We start from the raw sequence: 21,345 nt of genomic DNA, 5'->3' as shown, positions 1-21,345 counted from the left end.
GCGTAGGATCGATCTTCATTTCACACAGCTTCCAGCTCAACCAAAGCGCTGCCTTCGCCAACCATTTCGCCTTCCTGGCAATACAGCGCCTTGATCACGCCGGCGTGTGGTGCGCGGATGCTGTGTTCCATTTTCATGGCTTCCAGCACCACCAGTTGCGCCCCGGCCTCAACCGATTGACCCGCTTCAACCAGAACCCGCACGATGCTGCCGTTCATTGGCGCAGTCAGTCCGCCTTGATGACTGTGGCTGGCTTCGACAGCGCTGATCGGGTCGTACGACTCGATACGCCGCAACTCACCTTCCCATTGCAGATACAGCGAATCGCCCTGACGGATAGCGCGCAAGTCACGACGCACCCCATCGTGCTCGACAATCAGTGCTTCACCCAACAGTCTGGCGGTGCTACCTGCACCCAACGTCAACGCGCGATCCTGGCCCTCGCAACTCAAGTGCAGGGTGATTTCCGGCGGCAGACCCGCGCGCAAACCGCTATTGCGAGCCCATGGCGAACTCGGGTCATCAGCCCGCGCAATGCTCGGCAGGCTTTGCGCAAACGCCTGCGCCGCCACATTCCAGAACGCATCACTCAGCTCGCCCGGAGCCGGCAACAGTTGCTCCTGATAACGCGGAATAAAACCGGTATCCAGTTCCGCCGCCGCGAACGCGGGGTGAGCGATGATCCGCCGGAGAAAATTGATATTGGTTTTCAAGCCGCCAATCGCGAACTCATCGAGCATGCTCAGCAGCCTCAGACGCGCCTGCTCACGATCTTCGCCCCAGGCAATCAGCTTGCCGAGCATCGGGTCGTAGAACGGCGAAATCTCGTCACCTTCTGCGACGCCGCTATCCACCCGGCGTCCCGGGCTATCGGCTGATTCGCGATACAGGGCCAGACGTCCGGCGGCGGGCAGGAAGTCATTCGACGGATCTTCGGCATATAACCGAACTTCAATGGCATGGCCATTGAGCGGCACTTGCTCCTGAGTGATCGGCAACGCTTCACCACGCGCAACGCGGATCTGCCACGCCACCAGATCCAGACCGGTAATGGCCTCGGTCACGGGATGCTCAACCTGCAGTCGTGTGTTCATCTCCATAAAGAAGAATTCGCCGCGAGCATCGAGCAGGAATTCCACGGTGCCCGCGCCAACGTAGCCGATCGCCTGCGCCGAACGTACAGCCGCTTCACCCATCGCGCGGCGCAGCTGCGCGGTCAGCCCCGGTGCCGGCGCCTCTTCGACAACTTTCTGATGGCGGCGCTGAATCGAGCAATCACGCTCATTGAGATAAAGGCAGTTGCCGTGCTGGTCGGCAAACACCTGAATTTCCACATGGCGTGGCTTGAGCAGGTATTTCTCCACCAGCATTCGCGAGTCGCCGAACGATGACTGTGCTTCACGTTGAGCGGAGGCGAGGGCTTCGGCCAGTTGGCTGACGTCCTCGACGACTTTCATGCCTTTGCCGCCACCACCGGCAGTGGCTTTGAGCAGCACCGGATAACCGATGCGTTCACAGGCGTCGCGGAAGGTGTCGAGGTCTTGCGCTTCGCCGTGATAACCCGGCACCAGCGGCACGCCAGCTGTTTCCATCAGCGCTTTGGCGGCGGATTTGCTGCCCATGGCGTCGATGGCCGAGGCGGGCGGGCCGAGGAAGATCAGACCCGCGGCTTCGATGGCGCGAGCGAATCCGGCGTTCTCGGAAAGAAAGCCATAACCCGGATGAATCGCCTGTGCGCCGCTGGCCTTGGCCGCTGCGATCAGTTTGTCGATTTGCAGATAACTGTCGGCCGCTTTGCTGCCGCCCAGATCAACGCGGATATCTGCTTCACGGCTGTGTCGCGCATCACGGTCTGTAGCGCTGTGCACCGCGACGGTGGTCAGGCCCAGGGCCTTGGCGGTGCGCATGACCCGGCAAGCGATTTCGCCACGATTGGCCACCAGCAGGGTGGTGAGAACAGGTGCGCTCATCAACGCGGCTCCTTGGTGGTGGTTGCGGCTTGCCAGCTCGGCGGACGTTTTTGCAAAAAGGCGCGCAAGCCTTCCTGACCTTCAGGGCTGACGCGGATGCGGGCGATGGCGTTTTCGGTATAGCGGCGCAGGGCAGGTGTCAGCGCGCCATTGCCGACCTCACGCAACAGATCCTTGCTGGCGCGCATAGCGGCCGGGCTGTTGAGCAGCAGATTGTCGATCCATTGCTCGACCTGTGGCTCAAGCTCTGCGCTGGGATAGCTCTCGGACAACAAGCCGATTTCCCGCGCACGCTGGCCACCAAAACGCTCGGCGGTCAGGGCATAGCGACGTGCGGCGCGCTCGCCGATGGCCTGCACCACAAACGGACTTATCACTGCTGGCGCCAGGCCAATACGCACTTCCGACAGGCAGAACTGCGCATCATCGGCACCAATCGCCATGTCGCAGCAACTGATCAGACCCAACGCGCCGCCGAATGCTGCGCCTTGCACCACGGCCAGGGTGGGAATCTTCAGTTTGGCCAGGTTGTACATCAACTCCGCCAATTCCCGAGCGTCGTCGAGGTTGGTGTGATAATCGAGTTCGGCCGATTGCTGCATCCAGGCCAGATCGGCGCCGGCGCTGAAATGCTTGCCGCGCCCGCGCACCAGCAGGAAACGCAGGCTGGCGTCGCTGGCAACCTTGTCGAGGGCGAGGATCAGTTCGCGGATCATTTCGGCGTTGAAGGCGTTGTTCTTCTCTGCACGGTTGAGCCACAGAGTCGCAAAACCGCGTGGGTCGCTGTGCAGTTCGAGGGTGTTGAAATCGCTCATATTCATCCGTCTCCACGGTTCTTGTGGGCGCGAGCCTGCTCGCGAAAGCGGTTTATCAATCGACATCTCTGATTACTGAAAGACCGTATTCGCGAGCAGGTTCGCTCCCACAAAAAGCATCACATCCGGAACACGCCGAAGCGGCTCGGTTCGATAGGCGCGTTCAACGACGCGGACAAGGCCAGGGCCAATACATCGCGGGTCTGCGCCGGGTCGATGACACCGTCGTCCCACAGCCGTGCGCTTGAATAATAGGGGTGACCCTGTTCTTCGTACTGGTCGAGAATCGGTTGCTTGATCTCGGCTTCCTGCTCCGCACTGAACGCCTGGCCGCTGCGTTCAGCCTGTTCGCGTTTGACCTGTACCAGCACGCCAGCCGCTTGTTCGGCGCCCATCACGCCAATGCGCGCGTTCGGCCACATCCACAGGAAACGCGGATCGTAGGCGCGACCGCACATGCCATAGTTACCGGCGCCAAAGCTGCCGCCGATGATCACGGTAAATTTCGGCACCTTGGCGCACGCCACGGCGGTCACCAGTTTTGCACCGTGCTTGGCGATGCCGCCGGCCTCGTATTTCTGGCCGACCATGAAGCCGGTGATGTTTTGCAGAAACAGCAGTGGAATGCCGCGTTGGCAGGCCAGTTCGATGAAGTGCGCGCCTTTCTGCGCGGCTTCGGCGAAGAGGATGCCGTTGTTGGCGAGGATGGCGATCGGGTAGCCGTGCAGATGGGCGAAACCGCAGACCAGCGTAGTGCCGAACAGTGCTTTAAATTCGTCGAACACCGAGCCATCGACCAGCCGCGCGATCACTTCACGGACATCGAACGGCTGCTTGGCGTCGGCCGAGACCACACCGTACAACTCTTCGCTGCTGTACAGCGGAGCGATCGGTGTGCGCTGCTGCACTTCGCCGAACTTGCGCCAGTTGAGATTGGCGACGCTGCGGCGGGCGAGGGCCAGGGCGTGCTCGTCGCTTTCGGCGTAATGGTCGGCCACCCCGGAAATCTTGCAGTGCACATCGGCTCCGCCCAGATCCTCGGCGCTGACCACTTCCCCGGTCGCGGCTTTCACCAGCGGCGGGCCGGCAAGGAAAATCGTTGCCTGGTTGCGCACCATGATCGCTTCGTCGGCCATCGCCGGCACGTAAGCGCCACCGGCGGTGCACGAGCCCATGACCACAGCGATCTGTGGAATGCCCATCGCGCTCATGTTGGCTTGATTGAAGAAGATCCGCCCGAAGTGTTCGCGGTCCGGGAACACTTCGTCCTGACGCGGCAGATTGGCACCGCCCGAATCCACCAGATAAATGCACGGCAAGCGGTTTTGCTGGGCGATGGTCTGCGCGCGCAGGTGTTTTTTTACGGTCAATGGATAGTACGAACCACCTTTCACCGTCGCATCGTTGGCGACGATCATGCATTCGACGCCTTCAACCCGGCCGATACCGGCGATCACGCCTGCGGCCGGAACGTCTTCGCCATAGACACCGTGGGCGGCCAACTGGCTGATTTCCAGAAACGGCGAGCCCGGATCGAGCAGACGGTTGATGCGTTCACGCGGCAGCAGTTTGCCCCGCGAGGTGTGGCGTTCCTGTGCTTTCGCGCCGCCACCTTGCGCGACCTGGGCGAGCAGGGTGTGCAGGGCGTCGACCTGTTTGAGCATCGCGGCGCTGTTGGCGGCGAATTCCGCTGAACGAGGATTGAGCTGAGTGTGCAGAATCATGGGCTACTCCGTAGCAGCTTCAAGTTTCAAGCAACGAGCTGCAAGTTGAGGCGAGAGCGCATGTCTCTTGCCGCTTGACGCTCGCAGCTTGCCGCTGACGAAATTCATTTCGTTTCGTTGAACAGTTCGCGACCGATCAGCATGCGACGAATCTCACTGGTGCCGGCGCCGATTTCGTACAGCTTGGCGTCGCGCAGCAGACGACCGGCGGGGAATTCGTTGATGTAACCGTTACCGCCGAGAATCTGGATCGCGTCGAGGGCCATCTGTGTGGCACGTTCGGCGGTGTAAAGGATTACGCCGGCAGCGTCCTTGCGTGTCGTTTCACCGCGCTCGCAGGCCTGGGCCACCGCGTAAAGGTAGGCGCGGCTGGCGTTGAGTTGGGTGTACATGTCGGCCACTTTGCCCTGGATCAGCTGGAATTCGCCGATGCTCTGGCCAAACTGCTTGCGGTCATGGATGTACGGGACGATCAGATCCATGCACGACTGCATGATCCCGGTCGGGCCGCCCGACAGCACGACGCGTTCGTAATCGAGGCCGCTCATCAGCACTTTCACGCCGCCGTTGAGCACGCCGAGGATGTTCTCTTCCGGCACTTCGACGTCATCGAAGAACAGCTCGCAGGTGTTGGAACCGCGCATGCCGAGCTTGTCGAACTTGTTGCTGCGGCTGAAGCCTTTCCAGTCGCGCTCGACGATGAATGCAGTGATGCCGTGCGCGCCTTTTTCCAGATCGGTCTTGGCGTAGATCACGTAGGTGCTGGCGTCGGGGCCGTTGGTGATCCAGGTTTTGCTGCCGTTGAGGACGTAGCGGTCGCCACGCTTGTCGGCGCGCAGTTTCATTGAAACCACGTCAGAACCGGCGTTCGGTTCGCTCATTGCCAGCGCGCCGACGTGCTCGCCGCTGATCAGCTTCGGCAGGTATTTGGTTTTCTGTTCGTGGTTGCCGTTACGGTTGATCTGGTTGACGCAGAGATTGGAGTGCGCGCCGTAGGACAACGCCACCGAGGCCGAGCCGCGACTTATTTCTTCCATCGCCACTACGTGCGCCAGATACCCCAGGCCTGCGCCGCCGTACTCTTCCGGCACGGTTATACCGAGCAGGCCCATGTCACCGAATTTGCCCCACATGTCGGCAGGGAACAGGTTGTCGCTGTCGATTTGCGCCGCGCGTGGGGCGATCTCTTTAGCGACGAAGGACTGAACCTGATCGCGCAGCATGTCGATGGTTTCACCGAGGGCGAAATTCAGGGATGGGTAGCTCATGGGTCACCTTTTGGCTTTTTTGTAGGGTGGGGAGGGCGGCGGTTCAGCTCTCACCTTGACGTTAACGTAAGCCTGCGATGAGTGACTGTCAATCACACTTTACGTTAACGTCAACTTAGGCGAGAGTAAGGGCCGTTCAAGATTGAAAACGGACTGTCCCATGTAGGAGCGAGCTTGCTCGCGAAGGCGCCAGACCAGTCGACACGGATGTCGAATCAGATGGCCGCTTCGCGGGCAAGCTCGCTCCCACAGGGATTTAATCCGGCAAACCCGCTAATAAAGACAATAGGGGTCGTCATGGATCAACCCAGTGCAAATCCGCAGCGCAGTTACACCCGAGGTTCCCAGGACAAAGCCTTGCTGGCGATGACCATCGGGCAGATGTTCGACCAGACCGTCGCGCAATACCCGGACGGCGAGGCGTTGGTGGTGCGCCATCAGCAGCTGCGCTACTCCTGGCGACAGCTCGCTGACGCAGTGGATCTGCATGCCAGGGCTTTGCTGGCGTTGGGGTTGCAGGCGGGCGATCGACTCGGTATCTGGGCCCCGAATTGCGCGCAGTGGTGCATCACCCAATTCGCCACTGCGAAAATCGGGGTGATCCTGGTTAACATCAACCCGGCCTACCGCACCTCCGAACTCGAATATGTCCTCAAGCAGTCGGGCTGCAACTGGCTGGTCTGTGCCGGAGCATTCAAGACCTCCAACTATCACGGCATGTTGCAGGGACTGGTGCCGGAACTGGCGGAGCAATCCATCGGCCAATTGCGCAGCGAGCGTCTGCCGGACCTGCGTGGCGTGATCAGCCTCGACGCACAACCGCCGTCGGGTTTCCTGCCGTGGTCGCAACTGGCCGATATGGCCGCCAGCATCGCCCCGCAACAACTGCATGAACGCAGCGACAGCCTGCACTTCGATCAACCGGTGAACATCCAGTACACCTCCGGCACCACCGGTTTCCCCAAGGGCGCGACCCTCAGTCACTACAACATTCTCAACAACGGTTACATGGTCGGCGAAAGTATCGGCCTGACGCCGCTTGATCGACTGGTTATCCCGGTGCCTTTGTATCACTGCTTCGGCATGGTCATGGGCAACCTCGGTTGCATTACCCACGGCAGCACGATGATTTATCCCAACGATGCCTTCGATCCGTTGTTGACCCTGCAAACCGTCGCCGAGGAAAAGGCCACCGGCCTGTACGGTGTGCCAACCATGTTCATCGCCATGCTCGACCAGCCACAACGCGGCGAATTCGATCTGTCGAGCCTGCGCACCGGCATCATGGCCGGCGCCACTTGCCCGATCGAAGTCATGCGCCGGGTCATCAGCGAGATGCATATGAGCGAAGTGCAGATCGCCTACGGCATGACCGAAACCAGCCCCGTTTCGCTACAGACCGGTCCAGCGGATGAGCTGGAACTGCGTGTAACCACTGTCGGCCGCACCCAACCGCAACTTGAAAGCAAGATCATCGACGAGGCCGGCAACCTGGTGCCGCGGGGCACCATCGGTGAACTCTGCACCCGTGGTTACAGTGTGATGCTCGGCTACTGGAGCAATCCGCATGCCACCGCCGAAGCCATCGATGAGGCCGGCTGGATGCACACCGGCGATCTGGCGAGCATGAATGACGATGGCTACGTGAACATCGCCGGACGTAACAAGGACATGATCATTCGCGGTGGCGAGAATGTTTATCCGCGTGAACTGGAGGAGTTCTTCTTTACCCATCCGGCTGTGGCGGACGTGCAGGTGATCGGCATTCCGTGTTCGCGTTACGGTGAGGAAATTGTCGCCTGGATCAAATTCCATCCAGGCCACAACGCTTCAGAACTGGAGCTGCAAACCTGGTGCAAAGAGCGCATCGCGCACTTCAAGACACCACGGCATTTCAAGTTTGTCGAAGAGTTTCCGATGACGGTGACTGGCAAGATCCAGAAGTTCAGGATGCGGGAAATCAGTATCGAGGAGCTGAAAACAATTGAGCCCTAACCACAATCACTGTGGGAGCTGGCTTGCCAGCGATGGCGTCAGGTCAGCCAGCATCAACGTTGAATGATCTACCGCAATCGCTGGCAAGCCAGCTCCCACAGGGATTGGGGGGTATTCGGGAATCACAGAAAGCATAAAGGGGAGCCGAGGCTCCCCTTTAATTTTGTCGTCGCGTGCTCTTTTTTTATTATTGAGGGTCGGTCTATTGTTGTTTTTGGCAACCGTGGCCCTTTACCGCTGTTTTTGGCGACCCCCATCCGGGGTCAAGAGCAAACGTATTTTTTTGAGCGCTGATCTGCTTTCTCGTTAAACGATCCAACCGATTCGGGAGCTACCTGAAGGTAGTTTTATTATTCTCTGCCCGGTTGCGGGTCACTCCTGAGAGCACCCTGAAAAACACACCTTCTCCAAAAAAATCTGTTAGCTGCGTCTCTGCCGTGTTGTTTTTGTTATGTCAGAGTCGTTACGTCTTATTTTTATTGGTTTGCCGCTTTTTATTCTTGTTATGCCATAGAGATAGCAGGACGCGTGCCAACTTTAAAAAGTCCTTATAAATCAATGGTTTGATATTTTCGCGGATTTTATCGACCGGTCAAAGCCAGACAATTTGTTTCCGTGTTACTCGCTCGTGCCCACTTTGCGGACGCAGCGGTAACACCCTTGGCCTCACTGTGCGTTACGGGCCTTGGCCACGCGCGAGCCGCTCGGGCGACCGAGCACCGCGCTGATTTGCTGACCCGCGGCAATCAAGGCGTCCAGGTCAATTCCGGTGTCGATCCCCAGGCCGTTGAGCAGGTAAACAACGTCTTCGGTGGCGACGTTACCGCTCGCACCTTTGGCGTACGGGCAACCGCCGAGGCCGGCGATAGAGCTGTCGAACACCGCGATGCCTTCGAGCAGACTGGCGTAGATGTTGGCCATGGCCTGGCCATAGGTGTCGTGAAAGTGCCCGGCGAGTTTTTCTCTTGGCACCTGCGCCGAAACCACTTCAAACAGGCGACGAGTCGCGCCTGCGGTGCCGGTGCCGATGGTGTCGCCGAGCGACACTTCATAACAGCCCATCGCGTACAACTCGCGCGCAACCATTGCCACTTGCTCCGGCGCGACGGTGCCCTCGTAAGGACAGCCGAGCACACAGGAAACGTAACCGCGCACGGTAACGCCGTGCTGTTTCGCCGCGTCCATGATCGGCGCAAACCGTGCCAGGCTTTCACTGATCGAACAGTTGATGTTGCGCTGCGAGAACGCTTCGGATGCCGCGGCGAACACCGCGACCTCCTTGACCCCGGCCGCGACAGCATCTTCGAAACCACGCAGGTTCGGCGCCAGTGCACCGTAGGTCACGCCGGGCTTACGTTGGATCTGCGCGAACACCTCGGCGGACCCGGCCATCTGCGGCACCCATTTCGGTGAGACGAAACTGCCGACTTCTATATAGCCAAGACCTGCGGCGCTCAGGGCGTCGACCAGTTGCACCTTGTCAGCCACGCTGATCGGTTGGGCTTCGTTCTGCAGGCCATCGCGCGGGCCGACTTCGATCAGGCGTACTTGGGAGGGGAGGGACATGGCGTTGACCTGCTTGAATTTTGATTCGTTGAGAGTCCTGTGGGGGGCGGGCTTGCCCGCGATGAAGTCGGCTCAGTCAACATGAATGCTGGATGCTCCGGCCTAATCGCGGGCAAGCCCGCTTCCACAGGGGAAAAAGTTGACCTTTAAATGGCTTGCTGGCTCTTGAGCGTCTGCTCCAGCGCCTGCACGCAGCGTTCTTCGGCGGTATCGAGTTCCAGCTTCATCTGCTCGATGTCGAGCAATTGCTGCTCCAGTTGTTCCCGACGCTCGCTGATTTTCGCCAGCATGCTGTTGAGTTGTTTGGTGTTACCGCTGGACGGGTCGTAGAGTTCGATCAGTTCGCGGCATTCGGCCAGCGAGAAACCGATGCGCTTGCCCCGCAGTATCAGCTTCAGGCTGACCTTGTCGCGGGGCGAATAGATGCGTTCCTGGCCGCGACGCTCAGGGCTGAGCAGGCCTTGCTCTTCATAAAAGCGAATTGCCCGGGTGGTGATGTCCAGCTCGCGGGCAAGGTCGGAAATGCTATAGGTCTGGCTGCTCATGAAAGCGCTCGATAAAAGGTCTTGGCGCTAAGCTAATGGCAGGTTGACGTTTACGTCAAGCGGGATGATTTTTGGTGTATTTGATGGCCCCTTCGCGAGCAGGCTCACTCCCACATTCGACCGCATTAATTCAGTCAGAGAGCAATCCCCTGTGGGAGCGAGCCTGCTCGCGAAGAACGATAACGCGGTGTAATTCTTACACCTTATCCAGCTTCTTCTCATGCGCCGTCACCTGCTGGCACAACTCGATCATCTGCTCGCGCATCCAGCGATTCGCCGGGTCCTGATCGGTGCTCTCATGCCAATACAGATGCGTCTCCACTGGCGGCACATCGTTGACCGGCAGATTAAACGCATGCAGTTCATGGCGACGGGCGAAACGCTCCGGCACGGTCATGACCATGTCGGTCTGCTGCATCACCTGGGACGCCATCAAATAATGCTGCGAGCGCAATGCGATCTTGCGCTGAATGCCCATCTTTCCAAGTGCCAGGTCCACATAGCCGAGGCCGCTGCGACGGCTGGAAATATGGATGTGCGTCAACGACAGATAGTCATCGAGGGAGAATTTTTCCTTGCCCGCCATCGGATGGCCCTTACGCATCGCGCAAACGTAGCGGTCTTCCATCAGCTTGACGTGACGCACCTGCGGGTCGGTGTTGAGCGGCGCATCCACGGCAAAATCCAGACGTCCGGCCGCCAGTTCCTTGGTGGTCTCGCGACGTTTGGACAGGAAGCTTTCAATGATTACCGTCGGCGCCAAACGGCGCAAGCGCTGGAACAGCGGCGGCAGAATCACTGCCTCGGTGAGGTCGGTCATGCTGATGCGGTAGGTCTTGACCGCTTGCGCCGGGTTGAAAATGCGACTTTCCTGAACCGATACGCGCAATAGCGACAGCGCGTTGCGCACCGGGCCGATGATGTTCTGGGCCATTGGCGTCGGCACCATGCCCTGAGCCGTGCGTACGAAGAGCGGGTCGTTAAACGTTTCGCGCAACCGCGCCAGCGCGTTGGACACCGCAGGCTGCGTGATGCCGACAATCTGCCCGGCACGGGTCAGGTTGGCTTCGGTGTAGATCGCGTCGAAGACGATGAAAAGGTTGAGGTCGACCTTGCTCAGATTCATAACGCGGCTTCTCTTGTTTTAAGGGCAAGTGTTTTAGGGGCTGACAATCAGCCGATCATATATCGGTGATGAATGTTAATACACGCCGAGAATAGGCTAGGTAAATTATCAACGCTGTTCTAGCATCGATTGCATGACTTAAACAACCTCTGCCCAAGAAGGTAATTGCTCATGGATTTCGCTTATTCGCCCAAGGTGCAAGAACTGCGTGAGCGCGTGACCGCGTTCATGGACACTTACGTTTACCCGGCCGAAGCCGTGTTCGAACGCCAGGTTGCCGAAGGCGATCGCTGGCAGCCGACGGCGATCATGGAGGAGCTCAAAGCCAAGGCCAAGGCACAGGGGTTGTGGAATCTGTTTCTGCCGGAATCGGAGCTTGGCGCCGGTCTGACCAACCTCGAATACGCACCCCTGGCAGAAATCATGGGGCGCTCGTTGCTCGGGCCAGAGCCGTTCAACTGCTCGGCTCCGGACACCGGCAACATGGAAGTGCTGGTGCGTTACGCCAACGAAGAACAGAAACAGCGCTGGCTTGAACCGCTGCTGCGCGGCGAGATCCGCTCGGCGTTTGCCATGACCGAACCGGACGTCGCTTCGTCCGACGCCACCAACATGGCCGCCCGCGCCGTGCGTGATGGCGACGAGTGGGTGATCAATGGCAAGAAGTGGTGGACTTCCGGCGCCTGCGATCCACGCTGCAAAATCCTCATCTTCATGGGCCTGAGCAATCCTGATGCGCCGCGCCACGCGCAGCACTCGATGATCCTCGTGCCGGTTGACACCCCCGGCGTGAAAATCGTCCGTCCGCTGCCGGTATTCGGTTATGACGACGCGCCGCATGGTCACGCTGAAGTGCTGTTCGACAACGTACGCGTGCCGTACGAAAACGTCCTGCTGGGTGAAGGACGCGGCTTCGAAATCGCTCAGGGTCGCCTTGGCCCGGGCCGAATTCACCACTGCATGCGATCGGTCGGCATGGCTGAACGTGCCTTGGAATTGATGTGCAAACGCTCGGTGAGCCGCACGGCATTCGGCAAGCCCCTGGCGCGTCTGGGCGGTAACGTCGACAAGATCGCCGACTCGCGGATGGAAATCGACATGGCGCGCCTGCTGACGTTGAAAGCGGCCTACATGATGGACACTGTCGGTAACAAAGTGGCGAAGAGCGAGATCGCACAGATCAAGGTTGTCGCGCCGAACGTGGCACTTCGCGTGATTGATCGGGCGATCCAGATGCATGGCGGGGCAGGGGTGTCTAACGATTTCCCGCTGGCCTACATGTACGCCATGCAGCGCACCCTGCGCCTGGCTGACGGCCCGGACGAAGTGCACCGCGCGGCGATCGGCAAGTTCGAGATCGGCAAATATGTGCCGAAGGAAATGCTCCGTAGCGAGCGCTGATTCGACACCGTGTCATCGTTCATCGCTGGCAAGCCAGCTCCCACAGAGACCTCCAGTGAGCACAAATTTTGTGAACACCCGAGAAACCTGTGGGAGCTGGCTTGCCAGCGATGGCATCAGCAGGTTCACCCAATCACATCAGGTTCAGTAGAGCCAAACCTCAACCCGCCGATTCTTGATCCGACCTTCATCCGCGCTATTGGCTGCCACCGGCATCTGCGCGCCAAACCCGCGTACCTCGCGCAGCACCACGCCGTTTTTCACCAGCTCACGCCGCACGGCCATCGCCCGCAATTTGGACAACAAGTCCGCCCGCGCCGGGTCGTCCTTGATGTCGCCAAACCCCACCAGCGTTACCGCACGATCGGTTTTGTCGTGGCGCTTTATATAGTCGAATACCCGAGCCAGATCCTGCCGAGCCTTGTTGTCGAGGCTGGCACTGCCTTCCTCGAAACGGAAATTGACTGTCAGACGTTGGGCGTGACGGCTGAGGGATTGATACCCCTCAGGCATCAGCGCATTCGGTGCAACCGTCATCGCATGCACGGTCTGACTGATGAAGCCGTTGGCCGCGACTATTGCTTGGCCCTGACGACTTTGCGCGAACGCCACCAATGCCTTGGCCCAGGGGTTTTGACTGTCGGGCGGCAGATAGAAGAACAATCGTCGCGACAGCGGATAGTCTTCGGTGGCGATCAAGCTGTTGAGTGGCAGCATCGATTGCGACGCGCCATCGGCTATCGCCACCGCTTTGGCCTGCCGCACGTACGGCAAACCGATGAAGCCGATACCCTGTGGATCGCTGCTGACGGCGTCGGATAACTGCTCGCTGGATTCAAACCGTTTCGCCGCGTTGCTCAGACTTTTCCCACGACGACTCAAGACCAATTCCTTAAACGTGTCGTACGTCCCGGACTGATCATCCCGCGCATATAAATGAATGGCGCCACCACGCCCGCCGAGGTCTTCCCAGGTTTTTAGCTCGCCATTGAAGATCCGCGCCAGTTGTTCGGTATCCAGTTGCTGCAATGGATTATCGGGGTGGAGGATGATCGCCAGGCCATCAATGGCAATGACTTGCTCGGCGCTGGGGCTTTTCAGATCGCCGAGTGATTGCAGTGTCTGTAACTCACCATCCTTGATCTCGCGGGAAGACGCGGCCAGATCGGCGCTGGCGTTTTTCAATGCGACGAATCCGGTACTCGAACCGTGGGCCGCAACTTCCACGACAACGCGTTGACCTTGCGCGGTCTGGCCAACGATCCGCAGTTCATTGGCGGTGTCCGCGGTTTCGCGGTGAATCTTCAGCAGACCTTGCTCTCGCAGCAATCCTTCAACCAGTGCCGGGCCGAGTTCGGCGCCAATGGTGTTGGACCCCTGGATGCGCAGTGCCGGGCCGTTTTGCGCGATGGGCAGGGCAGCGGCGGAGACCTTCAGCCATGCGCCCAACAGAAAAACCAGTACAACACGCAGGGTCATGCCGGCACCAATTGAAGCCAAGGGGATTGCCGGGGAGATTAAGTCAGGCGCATGACCAAAACATGACAGCGATTCAGTATGGAAGCGAGCCTGCTCGCGAAAGCGGTGTATCAGAAACATTTTCGCAACTGACACACCGCTTTCGCGAGCAGGCTCGCTCCCACAGGGGGATTTCAGGTGATTTGAGGATCAGCTCAGTTCAAGCCAGATTGGCGCATGGTCCGAAGGCTTTTCCATGCCGCGCAATTCATAGTCGACACCCGCCGCTTTTACCCGGGGCAGCAAACCGTGGGATGCCAGGATCACGTCGATGCGCAACCCGCGTTTCGGTTCATCTTCAAAGCCACGGCTGCGGTAGTCGAACCAGCTGAACATGTCGGTCACATCCGGGTTCAGGTGGCGGAAGCTGTCGGTCAGGCCCCAGTTTTTCAGGCGGGCCATCCACTCGCGTTCTTCCGGCAGGAAGCTGCATTTGCCGGTTTTCAGCCAGCGCTTCATGTTGTCCGGGCCGATGCCGATGTCGCAGTCTTCCGGGGAAATGTTCACATCGCCCATCACCACCACTGGCTGTTCGTTGCTGAACCGGCTTTCCAGCAGGGTTTGCAGATCGCTGTAAAAACGCTGCTTGGCGGGGAATTTGGTTGGATGGTCGCGGCTCTCACCCTGTGGGAAATAACCGTTCATGATCGTCACCGGCACGCCATTGTCGTCAGCGAAAGTGCCCCAGATGAAGCGGCGCTGGGCGTCTTCTTCGTCAGTCGCGAAACCTTTGTGGATAGCAATCGGCTCCTGACGCGAGAGTATTGCCACGCCGTAATGGCCTTTCTGGCCGTGGAAATATACGTGGTAGCCAAGGGCACGTACTTCTTCCAGCGGAAACTGGTCGTCGTGGACCTTGGTTTCCTGCAGGCCGATTACGTCCGGCTGGTGTTTTTCGATCAGCGCTGCCAGCTGATGCGGACGGGCGCGCAGTCCGTTGATGTTGAAGGAAACAATCTTCATGGTCGGCAGTCCTGGCAAAAGGGCGATGCTAGCTGACATGTGGGATGGGGGCCAGTGTTGGGGTAGGCAGATTCGGTTTGGTCTGTGGGGTTTGCGCTGTCTGCAATGGCGCCATCGCTGGCAAGCCAGCTCCCACAGGGATCTCCAGCGAACACAAATTCTGTGAACACCCGAGAAACCTGTGGGAGCTGGCTTGCCAGCGATGGCGTCCGTTCAGTCGATGAAGATCCCGCTTTGGTCTATACCTGTGGGGGAACTGCGCCACCCGCAAAAGGTTCGTACCAACAAGAGCCCCGCCATTCAAGCGGTGCCAGGGGAGAATCACTGACATGCCTGAAACCCAGACCGCCATCGCCGACATTCATATGCTCGACCGCGGTTATTCCCGCGAAGCCAGATCCCTGCTCTATCAGGCCTATCGCCACGAGCCGACCTTCGGTTATCTGTTCGAAGCCGAACGCCCCGGATACGAACAGCGGGTGCGCGCGACGGTGCGCGAACTGGTCAAGCAGCACTTTCTTCAGGACTTGCCCGCCATTGGCTTGCTGGTCAACGACCGCCTGATCGGCATTGCTCTGATCGCGCCGCCGCAGCGCCGTTTGGGCATCACCGAAAGTTGGGCCTGGCGTCTGCGCATGGTGCTCAGCACCGGTTTTCGCTGTACCCGGCGCTATCTGGAATATCACGATGCCGTCGCCGCGTGCGTGCCGAGTGATTCGGTACACATGTTGCCGCTGCTCGGCATTCATCCACAGTTCCAGGGCAAGCACTTCGGTGAGCAACTGCTGACGGCCGTACACAACTGGTGCGCGGTGGACGAAACGTCGCAAGGTGTGGTCCTCGACACCGGCAATCCGCGATATCTGGAATTTTACAAACGACAGGGTTACGAGGAGATCGGCGAAGTTGCCGTCGGCCCAGTGCGCGAGCATGTGTTTTTCCATGCCAATCCGCAGGTGTTACAAACTGCGACCGCATAATCATCGAACTTTTCGAGACAAGTCAGGTTCTATCAGGCTCTCAAGCTCGTGATAGCATCCGCGCCTATGAATTTTCCAGGAAGATTTACCAGTGGCGTGCTCATGCTGTTATCCAGCTGCGCGGCGCTGGCGCAAAGTGAATTGGATGTGCGGATCAAACCGTCCAACGATGAACTCAAGGCCAATATAGAAGGCTATATCGGCAGCCTCGGTGACCGCGACGAAGAAGCCTTGCTGCGCTTCAGTCGTGGCGCCGAAGAGCAGGCGCGCAAGGCGGCCCAGGCGTTGGGCTACTACCAGCCGCAGATCGACAGCGACGTGAAGGGCGGTGACAAGCCGCGCCTGGTGCTGAACATCGATCCCGGCGAGCCGATTCGCCTGCGCAACGTCACCATCCGTGTCGACGGCCCGGCTGCCTCCTTTAAATCCTTTCGCGTACCGAAAGCCGACGTGCTCAAGCCCGGCGCGGTGCTCAACCATGGTCGCTACGAAGACGCCAAGCGACTGATCCAGAATCAGGCCTCGCGCTTCGGTTATTTCAGTGGCCATTTCACCAGTCAAAAACTCTTGGTCGACCCGCGCGCAGGCGTCGCCGATGTCGAACTTATTTATGAAAGCGGCCCGCGTTATGCGCTGGGCAAAGTCAGTTTCGAAGGCGATACGCCGTTCGACGAAGATCTGCTGCAACGCATGGTGCCATTCAAACCGGGCGAGCCTTACGACTCCGAACTGATCGCCGAACTCAACCGCGATCTGCAATCGAGTGGCTATTTCGAAGGCGTGCGCGTCGACGCCGCGCCGACTGCCGCAAAAAATGACGTGATCCCGGTGGACGTCAAACTCGACACGCGCAAGCCGCGCACCATGGGCCTGGGTCTCGGCTATTCGACCGACGTCGGCCCACGGATCAAAGCCAACTGGACGCGCCACTGGGTCAATCCGCAGGGCGACAGCTATGGCTGGGAAGCCGAACTCTCGGCGCCGCGGCAGAACGTCGGGCTGTTCTACGACATCCCGCTCGACCCGCCGCTGACCGACAAATTGCGTTGGGCCGGCGGTTATCAATTCGAAGACATCGAAGGTTCCGACACGCTCAGCAAACTGCTGACCTTCGGCCCGGAATGGCACAGCAAGTTGCCCAGCGGCTGGCAACGGGTGATCTCGCTGAAATGGCAGCGCGAGGAATACGAGCTTGGCGACGACTCGGGCCTGAGTACCTTGCTGATGCCCGGCATCAGTTACTCGTACCTGAAAAGTGACAACCGCATCGACCCGCACAACGGCTATCGCCTGACCTTTGAGAGCAAAGTTGCAAAGGAAGGCGTCGGCTCCGACACCAACCTTTTATATGGCACCGCGCTGGTCAAGGGCTTGACCACGGTGTTCGACAAACACCGTCTGCTCGGTCGTGTGCAGGTCGGCGGCAGCGCCACCAACGGTTACAAATCGGTCCCGCCGTCGCTGCGCTTCTTTGCCGGTGGCGATCAGAGCGTGCGCGGTTACGACTACCAGAGCCTGTCCCCGGAAAACTCCGATGGCGATCGCATCGGTGGCCGCTACATGGTTGCCGGCAGTGTTGAATATCAATACTCCGTCGCCGAGAAATGGCGGATCGCGACCTTCGTCGATCAGGGCAACTCTTTCAACAAACTCGAACTGCCGAACCTCAAGACCGGGGTCGGTATCGGTGTGCGCTGGGTCTCGCCGGTGGGGCCGATACGCCTCGACCTGGCCCATGCGCTGGACGACGATGGCGGCATCCGGCTGCACTTTTCCATGGGGCCTGAGCTGTGAAGCGTGGTTTGAAAATTACCGCACTGACGTTGTTGGCGTTGGTGTTCTTGATCGTATTGAGTGTGGCCGTCGTACTCGGAACCAACTCCGGTAGCCGCTGGGCGCTGGGTTTGGTGCCGGGCTTGAGCACGGAGAATTTCCAGGGTCGCCTCGGCGGGCAATGGAGCGCCGATCATCTTGTCTGGCAGCAAGACAGCAGCCGGGTCGAACTGGACCAGGCAATCTTCGCCTGGTCGCCGCTGTGCCTGACGCGTATGACGTTGTGCATCGATCAACTCAAGGCTGATCGGGTTGTTTTGCAATTCCCGCCGAGTGAAGAAACCACCGAAAGCGGCCCGATCAAATTGCCGGATCTGCAATTGCCGCTGGGTCTCGAACTGGGTGATGTGCAGGTCGGCAGTTTGCTGTTCAACGGCAGCGAACAACTCAAAGGCCTGCAACTGGCGGCCCACTGGACCGCTAAAGGCTTGCAGATCGACAGCGTTAAATTGCAACGCGATGAGTTGAGCCTGAATCTGTCCGGATTGCTTCAGCCCACCGGTAACTGGCCGCTGAACATTGCAGGGGATTTGACCCTGCCGTCTCCGGGCACCGATCCCTGGACGCTGGCGTTGAAAATCGACGGCGATCTGTTGAAGACCCTGAACCTGCACGCCGACAGTCGTGGCTACCTGGACGGTCAGTTGAGCGGCGAACTGCAACCGCTGGCGGAAAACCTGCCGGCCAAGGTGCGTATCACTTCTGAGGCGTTCAAACCGAGCGCTGATTTGCCGGATACCCTGCAACTCAATCAACTGGTATTGACCGGCGAGGGCGACCTGAAGAACGGTTACCAGTTGCTTGGCAACGCCACGCTGCCGGCCGATAAAGGCCCGGTGGCGTTGTTGCTCAAAGGCAAGGTCGACGCCAGCGGCGCGCAAATCGCCGGCCTCGATCTGACCGCCAACGACCAGCAGAACCTCAAACTGACCGGCAGCGTCGACTGGAGCAAAGGCATCACGGCTCAAGCCAACATCAATTGGCAGGACTTCCCGTGGCATCGGCTCTATAACGAAATCGACGAGCCGCAAGTCGCCTTGCGTACCTTCAATGGCGAAGTGTCTTACACCGACGGTCAGTACATCGGTAATTTCGCCGCTGCGCTGGATGGCCCGGCGGGCGCATTCAGCCTGAGCAGTCCGTTCAGCGGCAGCCTTGAACAGATCGCTTTGCCGCAATTGAAAATGGAGGCCGGGCAGGGCAAGGCCGAAGGGCACGTTAACGTGCAGTTTGCTGACGGCATTGCCTGGGACGCGGCGCTGGATCTGTCGGCGCTCAACCCGGCGTATTGGGTTGCAGAACTGCCGGGCACCCTGGCGGGGCCGTTGAAAAGCCAAGGCGAAATGAAGAACGAGCGCTTGAGCCTGACTGCCGATCTCGACCTCAAAGGCAAACTGCGCGGCCAACCGGCGATCCTCCAGGCCAAGGCCGACGGCGCTGGCGAACTATGGAATCTGAATGCCCTGCAAATCCGCCTCGGCGACAACAGCATCAGCGGCAAGGGCAGCCTGCAACAGAAACTCACCGGGCAGATCGACATCAAGTTGTCGCGTCTGGCCCAGCTGTGGCCAGAACTGCGTGGGCAGATCAACGGTCAGGTCAACGTCGCCGGCACATTGAAAGCACCGCAAGGCAAGCTCGGTCTGCAAGGTTCGCAACTGGCCTTTCAGGATAATCGCCTGCAATGCCTCAATCTCGACGCCACCCTCGACAGCGCACAGCGAGCGAAGATCGATCTGAAAGGCAGCGGCATTCAGGCCGGCGAAACGAATTTGGGCACCCTGACCGCCAGCGCCCAAGGCGACATCAAGAGCCAGAAACTCAATCTCGACCTGCTTGGGCCGAAACTGAAACTGGCCCTTGGCCTGGACGGCAATCTGGACAAGGGCAACTGGCGCGGGCGCCTGGCCAGCGGCGATATTCAGGCCGGCGGCCAGGATTGGAAACTGCAAAACCCGGCCAGGCTCGAGCGCCTGGCGGACGGCAAAATCAATTTCGGCGCCCATTGCTGGGTGTCCGGCAGCGCCAGCTTCTGCGGTGAAGATCAACGGCTGATGCCCGAGCCAAAACTGCGATACCACCTCAAGCAATTCCCGATTGAAAGCCTCGCGCAGTGGTTGCCGAAAGACTTCGCCTGGCAAGGCAAGCTCAATGCCGATCTGCAACTGGACCTGCCGGCCAGCGGCCCCAATGGCGTGGTCAGCATGGACGCCAGCGGCGGCACCTTGCGTATGCGTGAGAAGGATCAGTGGCTCGACTTTCCGTACCAGACACTGAAACTCACCAGTAAATTGACCCCGAAACGCATCGACACGGACCTCAACTTCGTCGGCGGCAAACTTGGTGAACTGATGGTGCAGGCGCAGCTCAATCCGCTGCCGAAAAACAAACCGCTGAGCGGCTCGTTCCGCCTGACCGGGCTGGACCTGTCCGTGGCGCGTCCGTTTGTGCCAATGATCGAGAAACTCACCGGGCGCCTCAACGGCAGCGGCACGATCTCCGGTGGTCTGCTCGCACCTCTGGTCAACGGCACCGTGCAACTCAGCGATGGCGAAGTGTCCGGCGCCGAGTTGCCGATGGAAGTGCAGGATCTGCAAGTCAAAGCGATGATTGCCGGTGAGTCGGTGCGTCTGGACGGTGGCTGGAAAAGCGGCAAGAGCGGGCAGGGCAGCCTGAACGGCAACATCACCTGGGGCCAGGCGCTGGTAGTGGATTTGGCGCTCAAAGGCACACAATTGCCGGTCAGCGTCGAACCCTACGCCAAGCTCGAAGTGGCGCCGGACCTGAAGATTTCCATGGCCGGCGATGAGCTGAAAATTGCCGGCAAAGTGCTGGTGCCCAAAGGCGAAATCACCGTGCGTGAATTACCGCCATCGACGGTGAAGGTCTCCGATGACACGATCATCGTCGGCGCGCAGACCGAACAGGGCAAACCACCCATAGCGATGAAAATGGACATCGACGTGGTGGTTGGGCAAGACAGGTTGAGCTTCGCCGGTTTTGGCCTGACCGCCAATCTGCAAGGTCAGGTTCACATCGGTGACAACATGGACACTCGCGGCGAACTCTGGCTCAACGACGGGCGTTACCGCGCCTACGGTCAGCGCCTGACGGTGCGGCGTGCGCGTCTGCTGTTCGCCGGTCCCATCGATCAGCCGTATCTGGATATCGAAGCGATTCGCCAGACTGACGACGTGATCGCCGGTATTCGCCTGAGCGGCAGCGCGGAACAACCGACCACGCAGATCTTCTCGGAGCCGGCGATGAGCCAGGAACAGGCGTTGTCCTATCTGGTGCTCGGCCGCCCGTTGAGCACCAGCGGTGAAGACAACAACATGCTCGCGCAAGCGGCGTTGGGCCTGGGTTTGATGGGCAGTTCCGGAGTGACCAGCGGTCTGGCCAAGGATCTCGGCATTCAAGACTTCCAGCTCGATACCCAAGGCAGTGGCGACGCCACCAGTGTGGTGGCCAGCGGCAATATCTCCGAGAAGCTCAGCCTGCGTTATGGCGTCGGCGTATTTGAACCGGCCAGCACCATCGCCCTGCGGTACAAGCTGAGCAAGAAGGTTTACGTCGAAGTCGCCAGTGGCGTGGCCAGTTCGCTGGATATCTTCTACAAGCGCGATTTCTAGGTCGCACTT

General features: G+C 59.4%; 14 protein-coding genes. 5 read left to right on the top strand and 9 right to left on the bottom strand.

What is annotated here, in order from left to right:
* Window positions 1–20: 20 nt before the first annotated feature.
* The 4 genes from AB4P97_RS12955 to AB4P97_RS12940 all read right to left on the bottom strand — a co-directional run bounded on the left by AB4P97_RS12955 (window position 21) and on the right by AB4P97_RS12940 (window position 5,777).
* The gene (locus tag AB4P97_RS12955) at window positions 21–1,970 is read right to left on the bottom strand and encodes an acetyl/propionyl/methylcrotonyl-CoA carboxylase subunit alpha (RefSeq protein WP_395602785.1); all 1,950 of its coding nucleotides are present in this window, start codon (window positions 1,968–1,970) and stop codon (window positions 21–23) included.
* Window positions 1,970–2,785, bottom strand: a complete 816-nt coding sequence (locus AB4P97_RS12950) for a gamma-carboxygeranoyl-CoA hydratase (protein WP_395602784.1) — start codon at window positions 2,783–2,785, stop codon at window positions 1,970–1,972. The genes AB4P97_RS12955 and AB4P97_RS12950 overlap by 1 nt, the downstream gene beginning before the upstream one ends.
* Before the next feature lie 119 nt (window positions 2,786–2,904).
* A complete protein-coding gene (locus AB4P97_RS12945) occupies window positions 2,905–4,509 on the bottom strand; it encodes a carboxyl transferase domain-containing protein (RefSeq protein WP_395602783.1) in 1,605 nt (534 codons plus the stop codon).
* A 104-nt stretch (window positions 4,510–4,613) separates the two neighbouring features.
* Window positions 4,614–5,777, bottom strand: a complete 1,164-nt coding sequence (locus tag AB4P97_RS12940; RefSeq protein ID WP_395598414.1) for an isovaleryl-CoA dehydrogenase — start codon at window positions 5,775–5,777, stop codon at window positions 4,614–4,616.
* Window positions 5,778–6,074: 297 nt separating this feature from the next.
* On the opposite strand from AB4P97_RS12940, the gene AB4P97_RS12935 reads away from it, so the two are divergent.
* Window positions 6,075–7,772 (top strand): AMP-binding protein, encoded by a 1,698-nt coding sequence (locus AB4P97_RS12935; protein WP_395602782.1) that lies wholly within the window; start codon window positions 6,075–6,077, stop codon window positions 7,770–7,772.
* Between the two features lie 666 nt (window positions 7,773–8,438).
* Here the strand turns inward: AB4P97_RS12935 and AB4P97_RS12930 are convergent.
* The 3 genes from AB4P97_RS12930 to AB4P97_RS12920 all read right to left on the bottom strand — a co-directional run bounded on the left by AB4P97_RS12930 (window position 8,439) and on the right by AB4P97_RS12920 (window position 11,009).
* On the bottom strand, window positions 8,439–9,338 hold the full coding sequence (locus AB4P97_RS12930; protein ID WP_042559913.1) for a hydroxymethylglutaryl-CoA lyase: 900 nt from the start codon (window positions 9,336–9,338) through the stop codon (window positions 8,439–8,441).
* Window positions 9,339–9,484: 146 nt separating this feature from the next.
* Window positions 9,485–9,883: a MerR family DNA-binding transcriptional regulator gene (locus tag AB4P97_RS12925; RefSeq protein WP_042559912.1), complete on the bottom strand. Its 399-nt coding sequence runs from the start codon at window positions 9,881–9,883 to the stop codon at window positions 9,485–9,487.
* Window positions 9,884–10,079: 196 nt separating this feature from the next.
* A complete protein-coding gene (locus AB4P97_RS12920) occupies window positions 10,080–11,009 on the bottom strand; it encodes a LysR family transcriptional regulator (RefSeq protein ID WP_042559911.1) in 930 nt (309 codons plus the stop codon).
* A 171-nt stretch (window positions 11,010–11,180) separates the two neighbouring features.
* Between AB4P97_RS12920 and AB4P97_RS12915 the strand changes: the two genes are divergently transcribed.
* Window positions 11,181–12,410 carry an acyl-CoA dehydrogenase gene (locus tag AB4P97_RS12915; RefSeq protein WP_115147313.1) on the top strand — a complete coding sequence of 410 codons (1,230 nt, stop codon included), beginning with the start codon at window positions 11,181–11,183 and terminating at the stop codon, window positions 12,408–12,410.
* 144 nt (window positions 12,411–12,554) lie between these two features.
* Here AB4P97_RS12915 and AB4P97_RS12910 read toward each other — a convergent pair whose 3' ends face one another.
* Entirely contained in the window at window positions 12,555–13,889 is a 1,335-nt protein-coding gene (locus AB4P97_RS12910) for a substrate-binding domain-containing protein (RefSeq protein WP_395602781.1), read from the bottom strand.
* A gap of 189 nt (window positions 13,890–14,078) precedes the next feature.
* A complete protein-coding gene (gene xthA / locus AB4P97_RS12905; RefSeq protein WP_395602780.1) occupies window positions 14,079–14,891 on the bottom strand; it encodes an exodeoxyribonuclease III in 813 nt (270 codons plus the stop codon).
* Between the two features lie 329 nt (window positions 14,892–15,220).
* Between xthA and AB4P97_RS12900 the strand changes: the two genes are divergently transcribed.
* The 3 genes from AB4P97_RS12900 (at window position 15,221) to AB4P97_RS12890 (ending at window position 21,336) form a co-directional block, all read left to right on the top strand.
* Entirely contained in the window at window positions 15,221–15,871 is a 651-nt protein-coding gene (locus AB4P97_RS12900; protein WP_007912451.1) for an N-acetyltransferase, read from the top strand.
* Between the two features lie 66 nt (window positions 15,872–15,937).
* Entirely contained in the window at window positions 15,938–17,665 is a 1,728-nt protein-coding gene (locus tag AB4P97_RS12895) for an autotransporter assembly complex family protein (RefSeq protein ID WP_395602779.1), read from the top strand.
* Window positions 17,662–21,336 carry a translocation/assembly module TamB domain-containing protein gene (locus AB4P97_RS12890; RefSeq protein WP_395602778.1) on the top strand — a complete coding sequence of 1,225 codons (3,675 nt, stop codon included), beginning with the start codon at window positions 17,662–17,664 and terminating at the stop codon, window positions 21,334–21,336. Before AB4P97_RS12895 ends, AB4P97_RS12890 begins: the two co-directional genes overlap by 4 nt.
* The last annotated feature ends 9 nt before the right edge of the window (window positions 21,337–21,345 follow it).

Source organism: Pseudomonas sp. A1230 (assembly GCF_044218825.1).
Classification (GTDB): domain Bacteria; phylum Pseudomonadota; class Gammaproteobacteria; order Pseudomonadales; family Pseudomonadaceae; genus Aquipseudomonas; species Aquipseudomonas iridis.
This window is presented reverse-complemented; position numbering and strand designations above follow the sequence as displayed.

What these genes read in the sequence shown, in the direction of transcription:
- AB4P97_RS12925 (WP_042559912.1), bottom strand. Translation starts at nt 9,883, where the DNA reads ATGAGCAGCCAGACCTATAGCATTTCCGACCTTGCCCGCGAGCTGGAC.
- AB4P97_RS12910 (WP_395602781.1), bottom strand. Translation starts at nt 13,889, where the DNA reads ATGACCCTGCGTGTTGTACTGGTTTTTCTGTTGGGCGCATGGCTGAAG.
- AB4P97_RS12930 (WP_042559913.1), bottom strand. Translation starts at nt 9,338, where the DNA reads ATGTCCCTCCCCTCCCAAGTACGCCTGATCGAAGTCGGCCCGCGCGAT.
- AB4P97_RS12895 (WP_395602779.1), top strand. Translation starts at nt 15,938, where the DNA reads ATGAATTTTCCAGGAAGATTTACCAGTGGCGTGCTCATGCTGTTATCC.
- AB4P97_RS12915 (WP_115147313.1), top strand. Translation starts at nt 11,181, where the DNA reads ATGGATTTCGCTTATTCGCCCAAGGTGCAAGAACTGCGTGAGCGCGTG.
- AB4P97_RS12955 (WP_395602785.1), bottom strand. Translation starts at nt 1,970, where the DNA reads ATGAGCGCACCTGTTCTCACCACCCTGCTGGTGGCCAATCGTGGCGAA.
- AB4P97_RS12940 (WP_395598414.1), bottom strand. Translation starts at nt 5,777, where the DNA reads ATGAGCTACCCATCCCTGAATTTCGCCCTCGGTGAAACCATCGACATG.
- AB4P97_RS12950 (WP_395602784.1), bottom strand. Translation starts at nt 2,785, where the DNA reads ATGAGCGATTTCAACACCCTCGAACTGCACAGCGACCCACGCGGTTTT.
- AB4P97_RS12920 (WP_042559911.1), bottom strand. Translation starts at nt 11,009, where the DNA reads ATGAATCTGAGCAAGGTCGACCTCAACCTTTTCATCGTCTTCGACGCG.
- AB4P97_RS12900 (WP_007912451.1), top strand. Translation starts at nt 15,221, where the DNA reads ATGCCTGAAACCCAGACCGCCATCGCCGACATTCATATGCTCGACCGC.
- xthA (WP_395602780.1), bottom strand. Translation starts at nt 14,891, where the DNA reads ATGAAGATTGTTTCCTTCAACATCAACGGACTGCGCGCCCGTCCGCAT.
- AB4P97_RS12935 (WP_395602782.1), top strand. Translation starts at nt 6,075, where the DNA reads ATGGATCAACCCAGTGCAAATCCGCAGCGCAGTTACACCCGAGGTTCC.
- AB4P97_RS12945 (WP_395602783.1), bottom strand. Translation starts at nt 4,509, where the DNA reads ATGATTCTGCACACTCAGCTCAATCCTCGTTCAGCGGAATTCGCCGCC.